The following is a 12,048-nucleotide window of genomic DNA, read 5'->3' as shown; positions in this document are numbered from 1 at the left end:
CCGACGAGGCACTGGCCGAGGTCCGGTCCTTCGCGCGCCGTCGCCCGGGCACGTTCCTGCTCGTCGCCGCCGGCGCGGGCCTGCTCGTCGGCCGCCTGACCCGGGCCCTCAAGGACACGCCGAGCCGCACGTTCGACCCTGGCCCCACGCCGGCCGACCGGGAGTACCCCGATCCCCCGGTGTCGTCGTACGAGAGCACGCCCGCGTCGGCGGCGTTCTCCGCGGGGGCACTGTGATGGGCACCGAGCTGATCGTCGCCGACGAGACAAGCACACCTCGGAGTCCGGGAGCCCAGACCGGCTCGGCCACGGCGCGCCCGCGTCGGCCGGTGAGGCGCGGGCGCACAGCATCGTCACCCCGGTCGGCGCCGTTTCCCGCGGGCGGGGGCCACGTGACGGTGCGCGTCGAAGGCTTCGAGGAACGCGCCCAGGAGCTCGCCGGCTTCAGGCCGGATCTCCTCGGTCGGTTCGACGTGATCCTGGTGCGCGAGGCGGACCACCGGGTCAGCGTCGCCTCGCGCGGCGGCCAGACGCTCGGACACCTCCCGACGACCTGGGTCCAGATCATCGGGAGAGAGCTCCAGCGCTTCGAGACCGCGGGGGTGGAGGCCGTCACGCGCTCGACGCTCACCGGCACGAAAGGCGACCGGGACCTGTGCGTGCTGCTCAGCTGGCCCAGCCGCGACCGCGCGGCGATCCAAGGCGTGACGTCGTCGCGCAGATCCACCACGACCATCCGCACCCCAGGGAGTCGCACATGAACGGCAAGCCAGACCCGAGAGTGGACGACGCACCTGTCGTCGTCCAGGGAACCGGCCCGGACGAGACGGAGCTCGACCCGGCCAAGACGACCGGACCTGACGCTCCCGACGACGCGCGCGGAGACGCAGGCTGACGATGCTCGTGTAGCCGCGGTCAGGCCTTGGCCCCTGCGTGCGCGAGCACGGCATGTGAGGTGAGGTCGCGCGCCACCACCGCGGTCGCGACGTCGGTCAGCCTGAGGTTGTGGTCCCGGGCGTAGCGGCGGAGGCGATCGAAGGCCTGGCCGACGTCGAGGTCGCCCGCGTAGGCGATGACGCCCTTCGCCTGCTCGATGGCGATGCGGCTCGCCAGCGCCGCCTGGAGATGACCCGCGAGGGCGGCTTGGTCGGCGGTGGCACGCTCCTGCACCAAGGCCACGCTCGCCACGTCCGCGAGAGCCTGAGCGAGTGCGTGGTCCGCGTCGTCCAACGTCCCCGACTGCGTGCCGAACAGGCCCATTGCTCCGAGGATGCTGGCGCGAAGTCGAAGTGGGACGGCGTGCAGGCTCTCGAAGCCGGCCTTCCGTGCAGCCACGACGAACTGCGGCCACCGTTCCGCGGCCGCGGCCAGGTCCGGCACGTCGACGGACTCTCCAGAGTGATATGCGTCGCGGCATGGTCCCTCGTCGCGTTGCACCTGGAAGACCTCGAGCTCCCGTGCCGCCTGGGAGGACGCGGCGATGACGTGCAGCTGGCCACGATCGTCGGCGAGCAGGAGCCCCGCAGACGCGACGTCGAGGATGCTGACGCAGTTGTGCGCCAACCTGTCCAGCAGGTCGACCGCATCGACCCCTCTGGCCAGCCCCTCGGCGATTTCCACGAAGGCCTGCACCACCTGCTGCTCGCGACCGTCAGTCACGGTCATCGTCTCCCGCCCGGCCGCCACTGCCCCAGCCGTCGTCGTGAAGGTTCGCCTCGCGATCGAGCACGCGCCACGCGGCTTCGCTCGCGGTCAACCCGTGGGCATAAGCGTAGGCGCGTAGCCGGATCAGGGCGTCGTCCGGGCTGACGTTGAGCGCGGCGATGACCATGCCCGTCGCCTGGTACACCTCGACCCGCTCGAGCGACGCCAGCTGGTCCCAGCCCAGCTCGCCCTCGGCAGAGTCCGCCATCTCGCGCGCGGACCCCATCATCTTCAGCAGCGGCGCCGCGGCGAGCTCCGCCGCCACCAGACCACCGGACAGCGCCCGGTCGGTCAGCTCGCCGCGCGTCCTGTTGAACAGGTCCAGTGCGCCGAACGGCCGCGCCTGCAGGCCGACAGGGAGAGCGAAGACGGCGCAGATGCCCGCCGTGAGGACCGCGTCCCGAAACGCGGGCCACCGGTCCTCGGTGGTGGAGGAAAGGTCGGCTGCGATGACCGGGACGCCACCCCGGACCGCGTCGAGGCAGGGGCCCTCACCGAAGGTGAACTGGTACTCATCCAGGCGGCGGCTCAGCTCGCCGCTCGACCCGAACGTCCCTTGCGTCGTGATCCCGTCGGCCACCGAGATGGACGCGCCGTCGACACCGAGCACGTCGACGCAGGCGCGGCACAACCGATCGGCGGCCTCGAGGGCGCTCGGCGCGCCAGCCATGGAGTCGACGAGGGCGCTGCGGAGATCACCCACCGGGTGTCAGCTCGCCGACCATGTCATGCCTCATGGTCCGCCAGGTCCAACGAGACCGCGACCTGGTGCGCGGCGCCGACCTCCCTCGAGGTCCTGAGCAGCCAGGAGACGAGAGCAGAAGCGTCCCTCACCTCGACCCGGCGGCCGTCGCGCTCGGCCTGCTGCACCGATCGGTCGATCGCGCTCGCGCCGGCCAGGTCGCAGAACGTGACGTCGACCAGGTCCACGACCACCGACATCGGACACGTCCGGAGCAGGGCTGCGAGGTCCCTCCGCAGGCGCTGCGCGGCCAGGGCGTCGGCCTCTCCGACCAACCGCACCCGAGCGACGTCACCGGGTTCGTCCGTCACGAAGATCCGCACGCAGCCCCGCGGCACTGGCACCTCGTCGTGCTCCCAGCCCATGCTCATGGCTCTGTCCCTCGTTCGTCGTGCGTCGACGACGTGCACTACCGGGGTTCGGAGCAGCCCTGCGGACGCTACGCCGCATACCTGCAGCATGCAAGGGTCAGGCACGCGCCGCGCTCACCCAGCGGGATCCCCCCGTGACTGCGATGCTCGAGGCGGGTCAGGAGACGGCCCGCCCCAGTCCGCGGACGGGAACGTCATGGATCGCTCCGCCCCTCCTCTCCCTCGCCGCCTTGCGGCCGCTGCGGAGAGCTCACCCGTTCTCGAGACTGCCGCCCGAGCGCTGAGTCCCATCGCTGACGCCCTGACCTCCGGCCCGATCTGGCACTCCCTGCTGCGCGGTCACCCCCTCGGGCACGCCGCCCATCCCCTGCTCACGGACCTCCCGATCGGCCTGTGGGTCGGCAGCTCCGTGCTCGACCTCACGAGACCCGGTGACGGACGAGCATCCCAGCGCCTGCTGGGCCTGGGGATCCTCGCGGCGGTGCCGACTGCGCTGACCGGGCTCGCGGACTGGCAGCGCGGCGGGGACCGGGTCCGGTCGGTCGGCGCGCTCCACGCCCTGCTCAACACGGGCGCCCTCGCGCTGTACACCGGGTCGTGGGTCCTGCGCCGTCGCGGTCGGCGCGGGCTCGGCGTCGGGGCCAGCCTCGTCGCCGGTGCCCTTGCCGGGACGAGCGGCTACCTCGGCGGGCACATGACGCTCGTCCTCGGATCACCGCACGAGCTCGACGGCCCCGCACCGTCGCCTGCCCCCGGGCTCGCATGAGCCGCGCCCACGGAGCACGAGCGAACGGGGCGGTCGTCATCGTCGGCGCCTCCAGCGGCATCGGACGTGCCACGGCCCACGAGCTCGCGGCCCGGGGCGCAGATCTCGCGCTCGCCTCGCGCTCGGTGACGACGCTGGAGGTGGTCGCACAGGAGTGCCGGTCGATCGCCGCCCGGTCGGGCTTCGACCTCCACGTGAGCGTGGTCCGGGCTGACGTCACGGACAGGTCCTCGATCGAGGCACTGCTCGAGCACGCCGCCGGGGAGCACGGCCGGGTCGCCGCGATCGTCAACACGGTCGCCGTCGTCGCGTACGGGCGCTTCGACGAGGTGCCCGCCGAGGCGTTCGACCGCGTGGTCGACGTCGACTTCCTCGGCACGGCGAACGTCGTGCGCGCGGGGCTCGCGCTGTTCCAGGAGCAGCGCGGCGGCCATCTCGTCGTCGTCGGGTCCCTGCTCGGCAGGATCGCGACGCCGTGGATGAGCACGTACGTCGCCAGCAAGTGGGCCGTGCACGGGCTGGTGCGCACGGTGCAGATCGAGGCGCGCGGGATGCGTGGCGTCGACGTCTCGCTCGTCACCCCGGGAGCGGTCGACACACCCGTGTACTCCCAGGCCGGCGCCTACGGGGGCCGCACGGGGCGGCCCCCGCCGCCCGTGAGTCGCCCCGAGGCGGTGGCTCGCGCCATCGTGCGGACCCTCGACCGGCCGAGGCGCACGGTCTCGATCGGTGCTGCGAACCCGTTGGCCACTGCGGGCTTCCGGCTCCTGCCCGGGGTGTACGACCGGATCGTGCGACCGGCGATGCATCTCGGTGGGTTGGCGCGGGGTCACGTCCCTCCGCGCCCCGGCAACCTGTGGGATCCCACGCCGGCCGGCGAGGCGGTCCACGGCTCGTGGGGCCGGCACTGGCTTCGCCCTCTCGGGGTGATCGGGGTGGGGGCACTTGGCCTGCTCGTCCGTCGCCGACTCGGCCGCGCTTCCTGAGGGCCGGAGATCCGCTTGCAGCGCGGAGGTAGTCCATGAGTATCCGCACGGTCGACGCGGTCGTCATCGGTGCCGGCCCCAACGGCCTGGTCGCCGCGAACGCCCTGGTCGACGCCGGGTGGGACGTCCTGGTCCTCGAAGCCCAGAACGCACCGGGAGGTGCCGTACGCACGGCCGAGGTGACGGCGCCCGGGTTCCGCACCGACCTTTTCAGCGCCTTCTACCCGCTGGCTGCCGCGTCTCCCGTGATCCGCGGTCTGCACCTCGAGGAGCACGGGCTGAGCTGGGTCCACGCGCCCCAGGTGCTCGCACACGTGCTCGACGACGGCCGCGCCGCCGTGATGCACCGGGAGGTCGAGCGCACAGCAGCCAGCCTGGACGAGTTCGCGCGCGGCGACGGGGAGGCATGGGTCCAGCTGGCGGCGGCGTGGCAGAAGATCCGCGACCCGTTGCTGGACGCGCTCTTCACGCCCTTCCCACCGGTTGTCTCGGCCGCGCGGCTCCTGCGCCGCGTCGGCGTCGCCGGGGGCCTGGACCTCGCCCGGCTGGCCGTGCTGCCCGTGCGACGCCTGTCCGACGAGCACTTCGCCGGCGACGGCGGCGGGCTGCTGCTCACCGGCAACGCCATGCACGCGGACGTCCCCCCGGACGCCGCGGGAAGTGGCGTCTTCGGGTGGCTCCTGGCGATGCTCGGCCAGGACGTCGGCTTCCCGGTTCCGCAGGGCGGGGCCGGCGTCCTGGCCGATGCGCTCGTCGCGCGACTCGAGGCCGGCGGAGGAAGGGTCGAGACGGGCGAGCGGGTGCACGGCATCCACGTCGTGCACGGCCGTGCCGTCGGAGTGCGAACGGCCGGCGGCCAGCATGTCCGAGCACGGCATGCCGTGCTCGCGGACGTCACCGCGCCGGTGCTGTACCGGGACCTCGTCGCCCCCGACCAACTTCCCCCACGGCTGCTGCGCGATCTCGACCGGTTCCAGTGGGACCACCCGACGTTCAAGGTGAACTGGGCGCTCGACCGCCCCGTGCCGTGGTCGGCTGCGGGCGCGCGGGGGGCAGGAACGGTGCACCTGGGCGTCGACCGGGCGGGCTTCGTGGACATGGCCGCCGACCTCTCGGTCGGGCGCGTCCCGGAGCGGCCGTTCCTCCTGTTCGGCCAGATGACCACGGCGGACCACACCCGCTCCCCCGCCGGCACGGAGTCGGCGTGGGCGTACACGCACGTGCCGCACGGCATGCGCTGGTCGGCCCAGGAGGTTGCCGACGAGGTCGATCGCGTGGAACGCGCGATCACCCGCGTGGCCCCTGACTTCGGCAGCGCCGTCCTCGCGCGTCACGTCCAGAGCCCGGCCGACCTGCAGCACGCCAACTCGAGCCTGCGCGACGGCGCGGTCAACGGCGGGACGTCGGCGGTCCACCAGCAGCTCTTCTTCCGGCCGACGCCCGGGCTCGGTCGCCCCGAGACGCCGATCGACCATCTCTTCCTCGCGAGCGCGTCCGCGCACCCCGGCGGCGGGGTGCACGGCGCGTGCGGGTGGAACGCGGCGCGCGCGGCGCTGGGAGCGGCGAGCGGGACGGGCGCTCTGAAACGCCTGCTCTCGCGCACCGTCTGGGACCGGGTGCTGCGCGATCCCTGACAGCCCGTACGGCGCTACCTCCCCGCTGTCGTCGGCGCGGTCGGGCGTACGCGCGCGATCACCGCGGCGGCCGTGGCGGCGGCCGCGGTGTGTTGCACCAGGTGCCGGTGACCCGGGATCTCGACCAGAGTGCCGGACGGCGCCCGCCGCGCCAGCTCCGCGGACCAGGCCCGGCGGGCGACCGGGTCCTCGGTCCCGCGGATCACGAGCGTGGGCGCCGCGACGGACGCGAGCCGCTCGTCCGTGCGGTACGCCAGCATCGGTACCAGCTCGGTGAAGTACCAGCGCGGCCCGCAGCGGACGTAGTCCGTCGCGGTGAGCAGGTTGCCCGACGGCGGTTCCTTGAGCGCGTCGCGCGTCAGGTCGAGGGCCTGGACGAGCGGCCGCGCGCGGTCCGGGTCGGTGACGGGTCCGACGAGCACGAGGTGCGAGACGAGCTCGGGCCGATGCACGGCGAGCTCCGTCGCGAACTGGGCGCCCATGGAGTGCCCGATGACGACGGCCGCGGTCACGCCGAGCGCGTCCAGGGCACCCCCGAGCAGGGCGGCCCCCCGGGCGACCGACATGACCGCACCAGGTGCGGGCGTGCCACCGAACCCGGGCAGGTCGACGCTGTGCGTGTCTCCCCAGGACGCGAGCTCACGGTGCAGGCGGGCAAGGTACCGGTGCGACATGCCCAGCCCGTGGACCAGCACGAACGTCGGCCCGTCGACGTCGCCGCCGGAGGAGTACGCCGCAAGCTCCTGGCCGTCGACCCGGAGTGCGCGTCTGGTCGGCGTCAGAAGACCGGCTTCCCGCCCGTGACGCCCAGCACCGTCGCGGAGACGTAGGAGGCCGTGACGTTGGAGGCCAGGAACACGAAGGCCGGCGCGACCTCGGCGGGCTGCCCGGCGCGACCGATCGGGGTCTCGCTGCCGAACTTCTCGATCTTCTCCGAGTACTGCGTCGCCGGCTGCAGCGGCGTCCAGATCGGCCCCGGCGCGACCGCGTTGACCCGGATCCTGCGGGGGCCGAGCTCCGAGGCGAGGTTGACCGTGAAGTTGTTGATCGCCGCCTTCGTGGCCGCGTAGTCGAGCAGCGACTCCGAGGGCTGGTACGCCTGGATCGAGGAGTTGTTGATGATCGAGCCGCCGTCGGGCAGGTACTCCAGCGCGGTCTGCGTGACCCAGAACAGCGCGTACAGGTTCGTCGTGAACGTGCGGTCGAGGTCTTCGGACGTCACGTCGGCGAACGACTGGCGACGAGCCATCTGGTAGCCCGCGTTGTTCACGAGGATGTCGAGGCCGTCGAGCTGCTCCGCGGCCGAACGCACCGCCGACCGCGCGTCGATCTCCACGCGCAGGTCGGTCGGGATCAGGACGCACCGCCGGCCCTCCTTCGCGACCCACTCGGCAGTCTCCCGCGCGTCGGCCTGCTCCTCAGGCAGGTACACGATCGCGACGTCGGCCCCCTCGCGGGCGAACGCGATGGCGACGGCCCGCCCGATCCCGGAGTCTCCGCCGGTGATCAGCGCGCGCTGCCCTTCGAGCTTGCCGGACCCGACGTAGCTCTCCTCGCCGTGGTCCGGGCGTGGGGTCATCGGCTCGGTCAGGCCGGGCGGCTGCTGCTGCTGGGCGGGGAATCCGTCGTCGTGGGCCATGGTGCCTCCGTGAGGGTCGTTGCTGACCCTGACCGTCGCACCCGTCCGGACGCCCCGCCACTCAGGGCGCTACGCCGGGAAGGTCTGACGGAGGTAGCCCGCGTAGCCGCCGGGAGTCCTGCCGGTCGTCCGTCCCGAGGTCAGGACGTCGGCCTCCTCGGACGCGCGCACGACGACGGCGTCGTCAGCACGCAGCCTGGTGACGAGGTCGACGTCCTCGTGCTCGACGAGGGGTGCGAAGCCGCCGGCGCGGGCGTACGCGTCGGCGCGGACCCCGAGGTTGGCCCCGTGCACGTGGCCGTTCGGCTGACCGGGCACCCGGGTGGCGCGCCACGCGGCGAGCTGGGCGACGGACAGGTCCCGCGGGTCGGGCCGGACGGTGCCGAGCACCACGTCGACGCCGCCGTCAGCGAGCTCGCGCTGCACCCGGAGCCAGTTCTCGGGCACGAGCGAGTCGGCATCGGTCGAGGCGATCCAGACGGCGGCCGGGTCGTCGTCGCCGAGCGCGAGACCCGCGACGACCCCTGCCGCGCGGGCCGCGCCGACCGCGCGGGAGGCCAGCGTCACCTCGAGGGCGTCGAACTGCCGCAGGACGCGCGCCGACCCGTCCCGGCAGTCGTCGAGCGCGACGACGACGTCGACGGGCACGCCCGCGTGGGGCCGGGCACGCTCGATCGAGACGAGGCACTGCGCCAACAGCTCTTCCTCGTCATGCGCAGGGACCACGACGATGATCCGCGTGAGCGCGCTGCGGCCGGTCATGGCACCAGCCCCTCGCGCTGTGCGACGGAGCCGCCCGCCACGCTCCACACGTCGAGCGCGACGTCCGCATCGCGGTACGTCGACACCCGGGTCAGGCCGAGCTCGCGGTCCAGGGTGAGGTGCACGTCGTCTCCCGGCTGCGCGTGCGCGTCGACGGGGTGGCGCCAGTGGCACGCGACGAGGACCCCGACCGGAGTCAGCGCCGACCGGAGGCGCCGAGCGAGCGTCAGGAGCTCGGGCCGGGTGAGGTAGTAGCCCACCTCGGAGAGCACGACGAGGTCGTACGGCCCGTCGGGGACGCCGTCCCGGATGTCGTGCTGCACGGCCGTGACGTGCGGCTGGTCCGCGACGCGGGCTGCCGCGGACGCGACTGCCCGGGCGGCGAGGTCGGTGGCGAGCAGCCGGTCGCAGCGGGGTGCGAGCTCGGCGGTCAACATGCCGATCGACGAGCCGATCTCGAGCGCGGAGCCGAACCGCTCCGCCGGCAGCGAGGCGATCGTCAGGGCACGCTTGCGCTGCTCGTACCAGCGCGTCGCGAGCCGCCACGGGTCGTCGCGTCGCTCGTAGGCGGCGTCGAAGTACGTCACGCCCGGCCCCGTCGTCGGCTCGTCGTCCACGACGAACACCTCGACCTCCCGGTCGAAGTGGCGCAGGAACGCGGGGTGCAGCGGCGCGACGTCCGCCGGATCGCGCGACCACGGCTCAGTCTGCGTCCTGTGCCCGGCCACGGCCCGACGCTTGAGCGTGACCGTGCGGTCGTCGAGCGGCAGGGCGCGCAGGCGGTCCCACGGGACGTCGGGGTGGTCCGGCGTGCCCCAGTGCCACATCCACAGCGGGTACTCCCAGTGCCGCGCCCCGAGCTCGGCGGCCAGGGCCGCGCAGATCTCGCCCACGATGCGGTGGTCGCGGTGCCCGTCCCCGCGCCACGTGGAGACGATCGCTGCGACTGGCTCCGGTCCGAGGACGTCCCGCAGCGCCGCGGTCACCCCCTCCCGGTGCTCGCGCACGGCCCCGTCCGGGAAGCCGAGCAGCCACACCGTCGACGCCGGGGACAGCAGTGCAACGGCCCGTGTCACCTCGTCGGCGCGCAGCCGGACGAGCGCTCCAGGCGACAGCGTCGACGACCCGGGATGCGAGCCGCCTCCGTCCGTCACGACGACGACCTCGGCCGGCCTGCCCTCGACGGCGAGCGCGTGCAGCAGGCCGCCGGCTCCCAAGGTCTCGTCGTCGGGATGCGCGGCCACGACGACGGTCCGTCCGACCGGGCGCGCGACGCCGGGGAGGTGATCGAGCCGCTCGTCGGCGTCCCACGTCTCGACGGGGGTGCCGGCGGCGCGCCCGTCGAAGCTCACCACGGTGCCGCGCCCTGCGCGAGGACCGCGCCGAGCGAGGCGTCGTCGCGCGCGGCGTGCTGCTGTCGCACGTAGACCTCCAGGTCCGCGACGCGCTTGGCGTGCGCGGCCTCCTGCGTCAGGGGTCCCGGTCCGAGCGCGTGGCCGGCGATGCGGAGCGTGTCCTCGCAGGTCCGGGCCACGGTCGCGCGGACCCGCTTGGCGAGGATGCGGCCCGCCTGGCGGGAGACGTCGTCCTCGGGCTCGGTGCCGTTCCGCGTGGCAGCACCCGAGACGTCGACCCGCGCGGCGGCGTCGGCGAGACCCACGCGGGCCGCGGCCAGGCGTTCGTCGAGCGCTCCGAGGTGCATCGCCAGGAGACGGTCGTCGGGCCGACGAGTGGCCTCGGCATGGACCCGGCGGGCGATCCCGACGGCACCGCCGAACCAGCAGGCCGCCACGCCGATCGCGCCCCACCAGAACCCGGGGCGCGCGAGGTACCACTCGGCCCCGGCGACGAGGGTCGCGGACGCAGCGGAGAAGCGGACCGGGGTGCTGGGGATCTCGACGAGGCCGCGCGCCTCCCAGGGCTGGTCGACCGGGGTGACCTCGTCGGCACGCAGGTCGACGGCGAACAGTGCCCGTGACCCGTCGTCGACCACGGCAGTCACGAGGGCCGAGTCGAGGACGCCCGCGAGCGAGCACCACGGCTTGACACCGTCGAGGGTCCATCCGCCGTCACGTTCGCGGGCTGCGAGCGGGGCGCCGGGGCCCTCGGCTGCGTAGACGCCCCACGTTCCGCCCCGGGAGACGGCCGAGGATGCCTGGTCGAGCACCGCGAGGGCGTCCAGATGAGGCTCGACCGCGCGCGCGACGGCGAGGTCCCGTGCCGCGAGCGATGCGAGCAGCTCCCAGAGCCGCAGCGTCCGCCCGTGGCCGGGGCGCAGGTCGTCGTCCCAGCTCGTGACGTCCCGGAGTGCGTCGGGCACGCAGGTCGGGAGCGTCGGTAGGTCGACTTCGACCTCGCCGATGTGCACCGGCAGCACGTCGTCCGTCATCGTCGACCCCCTGGCTCGTCGCTGGCGGCCCCGCGTCGGGACCGGGGCAGATCATCACCCTCCGCCAGCGGATCGGCCACCGGTGGCGGCTCGCGTTGCACGATCCGGGTGGCGGCGTAGCGTGGCGATCCGGTCCTGAAAGTGGCCGCCCCGTAGCCCCGCCTGTCCCGCAGACGCGACCGGCGCGGCCCGCCGACCCACCCCGTCGTGAGGAGCACCGCCATGAGCTCACCCATCCCTGATCCAGGTCAGGTGCCCGACGAGCCGAACTTCACCGACGTCCCGGGCGACGACCCGTCGACCGTCGACGACCCGACGCCGCCCGACGTACCCGAGCCGCCCGATGGCCCGGACGACCTCGAGGCGTCCATCGAGCCGCTGTAGCAGTGGGGGCAGCTGCCCCGCCAACCGAAGGAGAGAGTCATGGGTCTGGACGACAAGATCAAGCACGGGGCCGAGGAGGCCAAGGGCAAGGTCAAGGAGGGCGTGGGCAACGCCACGAACAACGACGACCTCGCGGCCGAGGGCAAGGGCGACCAGGCGTCGGCCGACGTCAAGCAGGCCGGCGACAAGGTGGGCGACGCGGCCCACGACGCCAAGGACGCCTTCAAGCACTGAGCCTCAGCACGCACGATCCGCCGGCCGGTCCCGTCTACGGGGCCGGCCGGAGGTTCGTCCGCTTCCGTCTCGAGTGGCGGGTGGCCCGATGCTGGCCTAGCGTCCGCAGTGTCGGCCCACTCGAGGCCAGGCACCGTCGCCAGGAGCAGGAAAAGCCGCCCAGCGACGCCCCGCACGATGCCCAGCGCTCGTGCCCACGCTCCAGCACCTTGCGCCGCACGCGCACGCCCTCAGCGACCGTGCGGCCGCGCACCTCACTGACGGAAGGCTCCACCATGACTGACTTCGACACCCGCGAGGCGCCCCCGCTGCAGGACACGTTCCCGCCGCATGACGAGCCGACCTCAGCCGGTTCCGACACCTCCGGCTCCGACAAGCTCAAGGGCGCGGCCTCCTCCGCGAGCGACGCGGCGGGCTCGCTGCTCGGCGAGGCCCGCA

The 12,048-nt window shown here is 73.6% G+C and carries 15 protein-coding genes and 1 pseudogene; 8 read left to right on the top strand and 8 right to left on the bottom strand.

What is annotated here, in order from left to right:
• From D1825_RS03040 to D1825_RS18145, 3 genes and pseudogenes are all read left to right on the top strand, one after another.
• Positions 1 to 236 (top strand): annotated as a pseudogene (locus D1825_RS03040) (hypothetical protein); the annotation flags it as partial.
• A 155-nt stretch (positions 237 to 391) separates the two neighbouring features.
• The gene (locus D1825_RS03035) at positions 392 to 760 is read left to right on the top strand and encodes a hypothetical protein (RefSeq protein ID WP_138067390.1); all 369 of its coding nucleotides are present in this window, start codon (positions 392 to 394) and stop codon (positions 758 to 760) included.
• Entirely contained in the window at positions 757 to 894 is a 138-nt protein-coding gene (locus tag D1825_RS18145; protein WP_158580673.1) for a hypothetical protein, read from the top strand. Before D1825_RS03035 ends, D1825_RS18145 begins: the two co-directional genes overlap by 4 nt.
• A gap of 20 nt (positions 895 to 914) precedes the next feature.
• Here D1825_RS18145 and D1825_RS03030 read toward each other — a convergent pair whose 3' ends face one another.
• The 3 genes from D1825_RS03030 to D1825_RS03020 are packed head-to-tail and all read right to left on the bottom strand — an operon-like array spanning position 915 to position 2,816.
• Positions 915 to 1,658: a GAF and ANTAR domain-containing protein gene (locus D1825_RS03030; protein WP_233549589.1), complete on the bottom strand. Its 744-nt coding sequence runs from the start codon at positions 1,656 to 1,658 to the stop codon at positions 915 to 917.
• Complete coding sequence (locus tag D1825_RS03025) at positions 1,651 to 2,406, bottom strand: GAF and ANTAR domain-containing protein (RefSeq protein WP_118766002.1); 756 nt, start codon at positions 2,404 to 2,406, stop codon at positions 1,651 to 1,653. Before D1825_RS03025 ends, D1825_RS03030 begins: the two co-directional genes overlap by 8 nt.
• A 23-nt stretch (positions 2,407 to 2,429) precedes the next feature.
• Complete coding sequence (locus D1825_RS03020) at positions 2,430 to 2,816, bottom strand: STAS domain-containing protein (RefSeq protein ID WP_158580672.1); 387 nt, start codon at positions 2,814 to 2,816, stop codon at positions 2,430 to 2,432.
• On the opposite strand from D1825_RS03020, the gene D1825_RS18755 reads away from it, so the two are divergent.
• Genes D1825_RS18755 through D1825_RS03005 form a run of 3 tightly spaced genes read left to right on the top strand, consistent with a single transcriptional unit; the run spans position 2,809 to position 6,202 of the window.
• A complete protein-coding gene (locus D1825_RS18755) occupies positions 2,809 to 3,582 on the top strand; it encodes a DUF2231 domain-containing protein (RefSeq protein WP_325051457.1) in 774 nt (257 codons plus the stop codon). The genes D1825_RS03020 and D1825_RS18755 overlap by 8 nt on opposite strands.
• On the top strand, positions 3,579 to 4,568 hold the full coding sequence (locus tag D1825_RS03010) for an SDR family NAD(P)-dependent oxidoreductase (RefSeq protein WP_118766000.1): 990 nt from the start codon (positions 3,579 to 3,581) through the stop codon (positions 4,566 to 4,568). The genes D1825_RS18755 and D1825_RS03010 overlap by 4 nt, the downstream gene beginning before the upstream one ends.
• Before the next feature lie 35 nt (positions 4,569 to 4,603).
• Positions 4,604 to 6,202: a phytoene desaturase family protein gene (locus tag D1825_RS03005; protein ID WP_118765999.1), complete on the top strand. Its 1,599-nt coding sequence runs from the start codon at positions 4,604 to 4,606 to the stop codon at positions 6,200 to 6,202.
• A 14-nt stretch (positions 6,203 to 6,216) separates the two neighbouring features.
• Here the strand turns inward: D1825_RS03005 and D1825_RS03000 are convergent, their stop codons facing one another.
• The 5 genes from D1825_RS03000 to D1825_RS02980 form a co-directional block, all read right to left on the bottom strand.
• A complete protein-coding gene (locus D1825_RS03000; protein WP_407643288.1) occupies positions 6,217 to 6,984 on the bottom strand; it encodes an alpha/beta fold hydrolase in 768 nt (255 codons plus the stop codon).
• Positions 6,981 to 7,841, bottom strand: a complete 861-nt coding sequence (locus tag D1825_RS02995) for an SDR family oxidoreductase (protein ID WP_118765997.1) — start codon at positions 7,839 to 7,841, stop codon at positions 6,981 to 6,983. The genes D1825_RS03000 and D1825_RS02995 overlap by 4 nt, the downstream gene beginning before the upstream one ends.
• Before the next feature lie 69 nt (positions 7,842 to 7,910).
• A complete protein-coding gene (locus D1825_RS02990; RefSeq protein WP_118765996.1) occupies positions 7,911 to 8,603 on the bottom strand; it encodes a glycosyltransferase in 693 nt (230 codons plus the stop codon).
• Positions 8,600 to 9,958, bottom strand: a complete 1,359-nt coding sequence (locus tag D1825_RS02985; RefSeq protein WP_118765995.1) for a bifunctional PIG-L family deacetylase/class I SAM-dependent methyltransferase — start codon at positions 9,956 to 9,958, stop codon at positions 8,600 to 8,602. The genes D1825_RS02990 and D1825_RS02985 overlap by 4 nt, the downstream gene beginning before the upstream one ends.
• Entirely contained in the window at positions 9,952 to 10,992 is a 1,041-nt protein-coding gene (locus tag D1825_RS02980; RefSeq protein ID WP_118765994.1) for an acyl-CoA dehydrogenase family protein, read from the bottom strand. The genes D1825_RS02985 and D1825_RS02980 overlap by 7 nt, the downstream gene beginning before the upstream one ends.
• A gap of 222 nt (positions 10,993 to 11,214) precedes the next feature.
• Between D1825_RS02980 and D1825_RS18140 the strand changes: the two genes are divergently transcribed.
• Both D1825_RS18140 and D1825_RS02975 read left to right on the top strand, forming a co-directional pair.
• Entirely contained in the window at positions 11,215 to 11,376 is a 162-nt protein-coding gene (locus D1825_RS18140) for a hypothetical protein (protein WP_158580671.1), read from the top strand.
• A gap of 39 nt (positions 11,377 to 11,415) precedes the next feature.
• The gene (locus D1825_RS02975) at positions 11,416 to 11,610 is read left to right on the top strand and encodes a CsbD family protein (protein WP_118765993.1); all 195 of its coding nucleotides are present in this window, start codon (positions 11,416 to 11,418) and stop codon (positions 11,608 to 11,610) included.
• Positions 11,611 to 12,048: the final 438 nt, after the last annotated feature.

This window comes from Cellulomonas rhizosphaerae, assembly GCF_003470205.1.
Classification (GTDB): Bacteria; Actinomycetota; Actinomycetes; order Actinomycetales; family Cellulomonadaceae; genus Cellulomonas; species Cellulomonas rhizosphaerae.
Note: the sequence above shows the minus strand (reverse complement) of the source record. Positions and strands in the feature narration are given on the sequence as shown.

Coding starts and splice junctions, on each gene's coding strand:
- D1825_RS03010 (WP_118766000.1), top strand. CDS start 3,579: ATGAGCCGCGCCCACGGAGCACGAGCGAACGGGGCGGTCGTCATCGTC.
- D1825_RS02975 (WP_118765993.1), top strand. CDS start 11,416: ATGGGTCTGGACGACAAGATCAAGCACGGGGCCGAGGAGGCCAAGGGC.
- D1825_RS18755 (WP_325051457.1), top strand. CDS start 2,809: ATGCTCATGGCTCTGTCCCTCGTTCGTCGTGCGTCGACGACGTGCACT.
- D1825_RS02980 (WP_118765994.1), bottom strand. CDS start 10,992: ATGACGGACGACGTGCTGCCGGTGCACATCGGCGAGGTCGAAGTCGAC.
- D1825_RS18145 (WP_158580673.1), top strand. CDS start 757: ATGAACGGCAAGCCAGACCCGAGAGTGGACGACGCACCTGTCGTCGTC.
- D1825_RS18140 (WP_158580671.1), top strand. CDS start 11,215: ATGAGCTCACCCATCCCTGATCCAGGTCAGGTGCCCGACGAGCCGAAC.
- D1825_RS03020 (WP_158580672.1), bottom strand. CDS start 2,816: ATGAGCATGGGCTGGGAGCACGACGAGGTGCCAGTGCCGCGGGGCTGC.
- D1825_RS02990 (WP_118765996.1), bottom strand. CDS start 8,603: ATGACCGGCCGCAGCGCGCTCACGCGGATCATCGTCGTGGTCCCTGCG.
- D1825_RS03005 (WP_118765999.1), top strand. CDS start 4,604: ATGAGTATCCGCACGGTCGACGCGGTCGTCATCGGTGCCGGCCCCAAC.
- D1825_RS02995 (WP_118765997.1), bottom strand. CDS start 7,841: ATGGCCCACGACGACGGATTCCCCGCCCAGCAGCAGCAGCCGCCCGGC.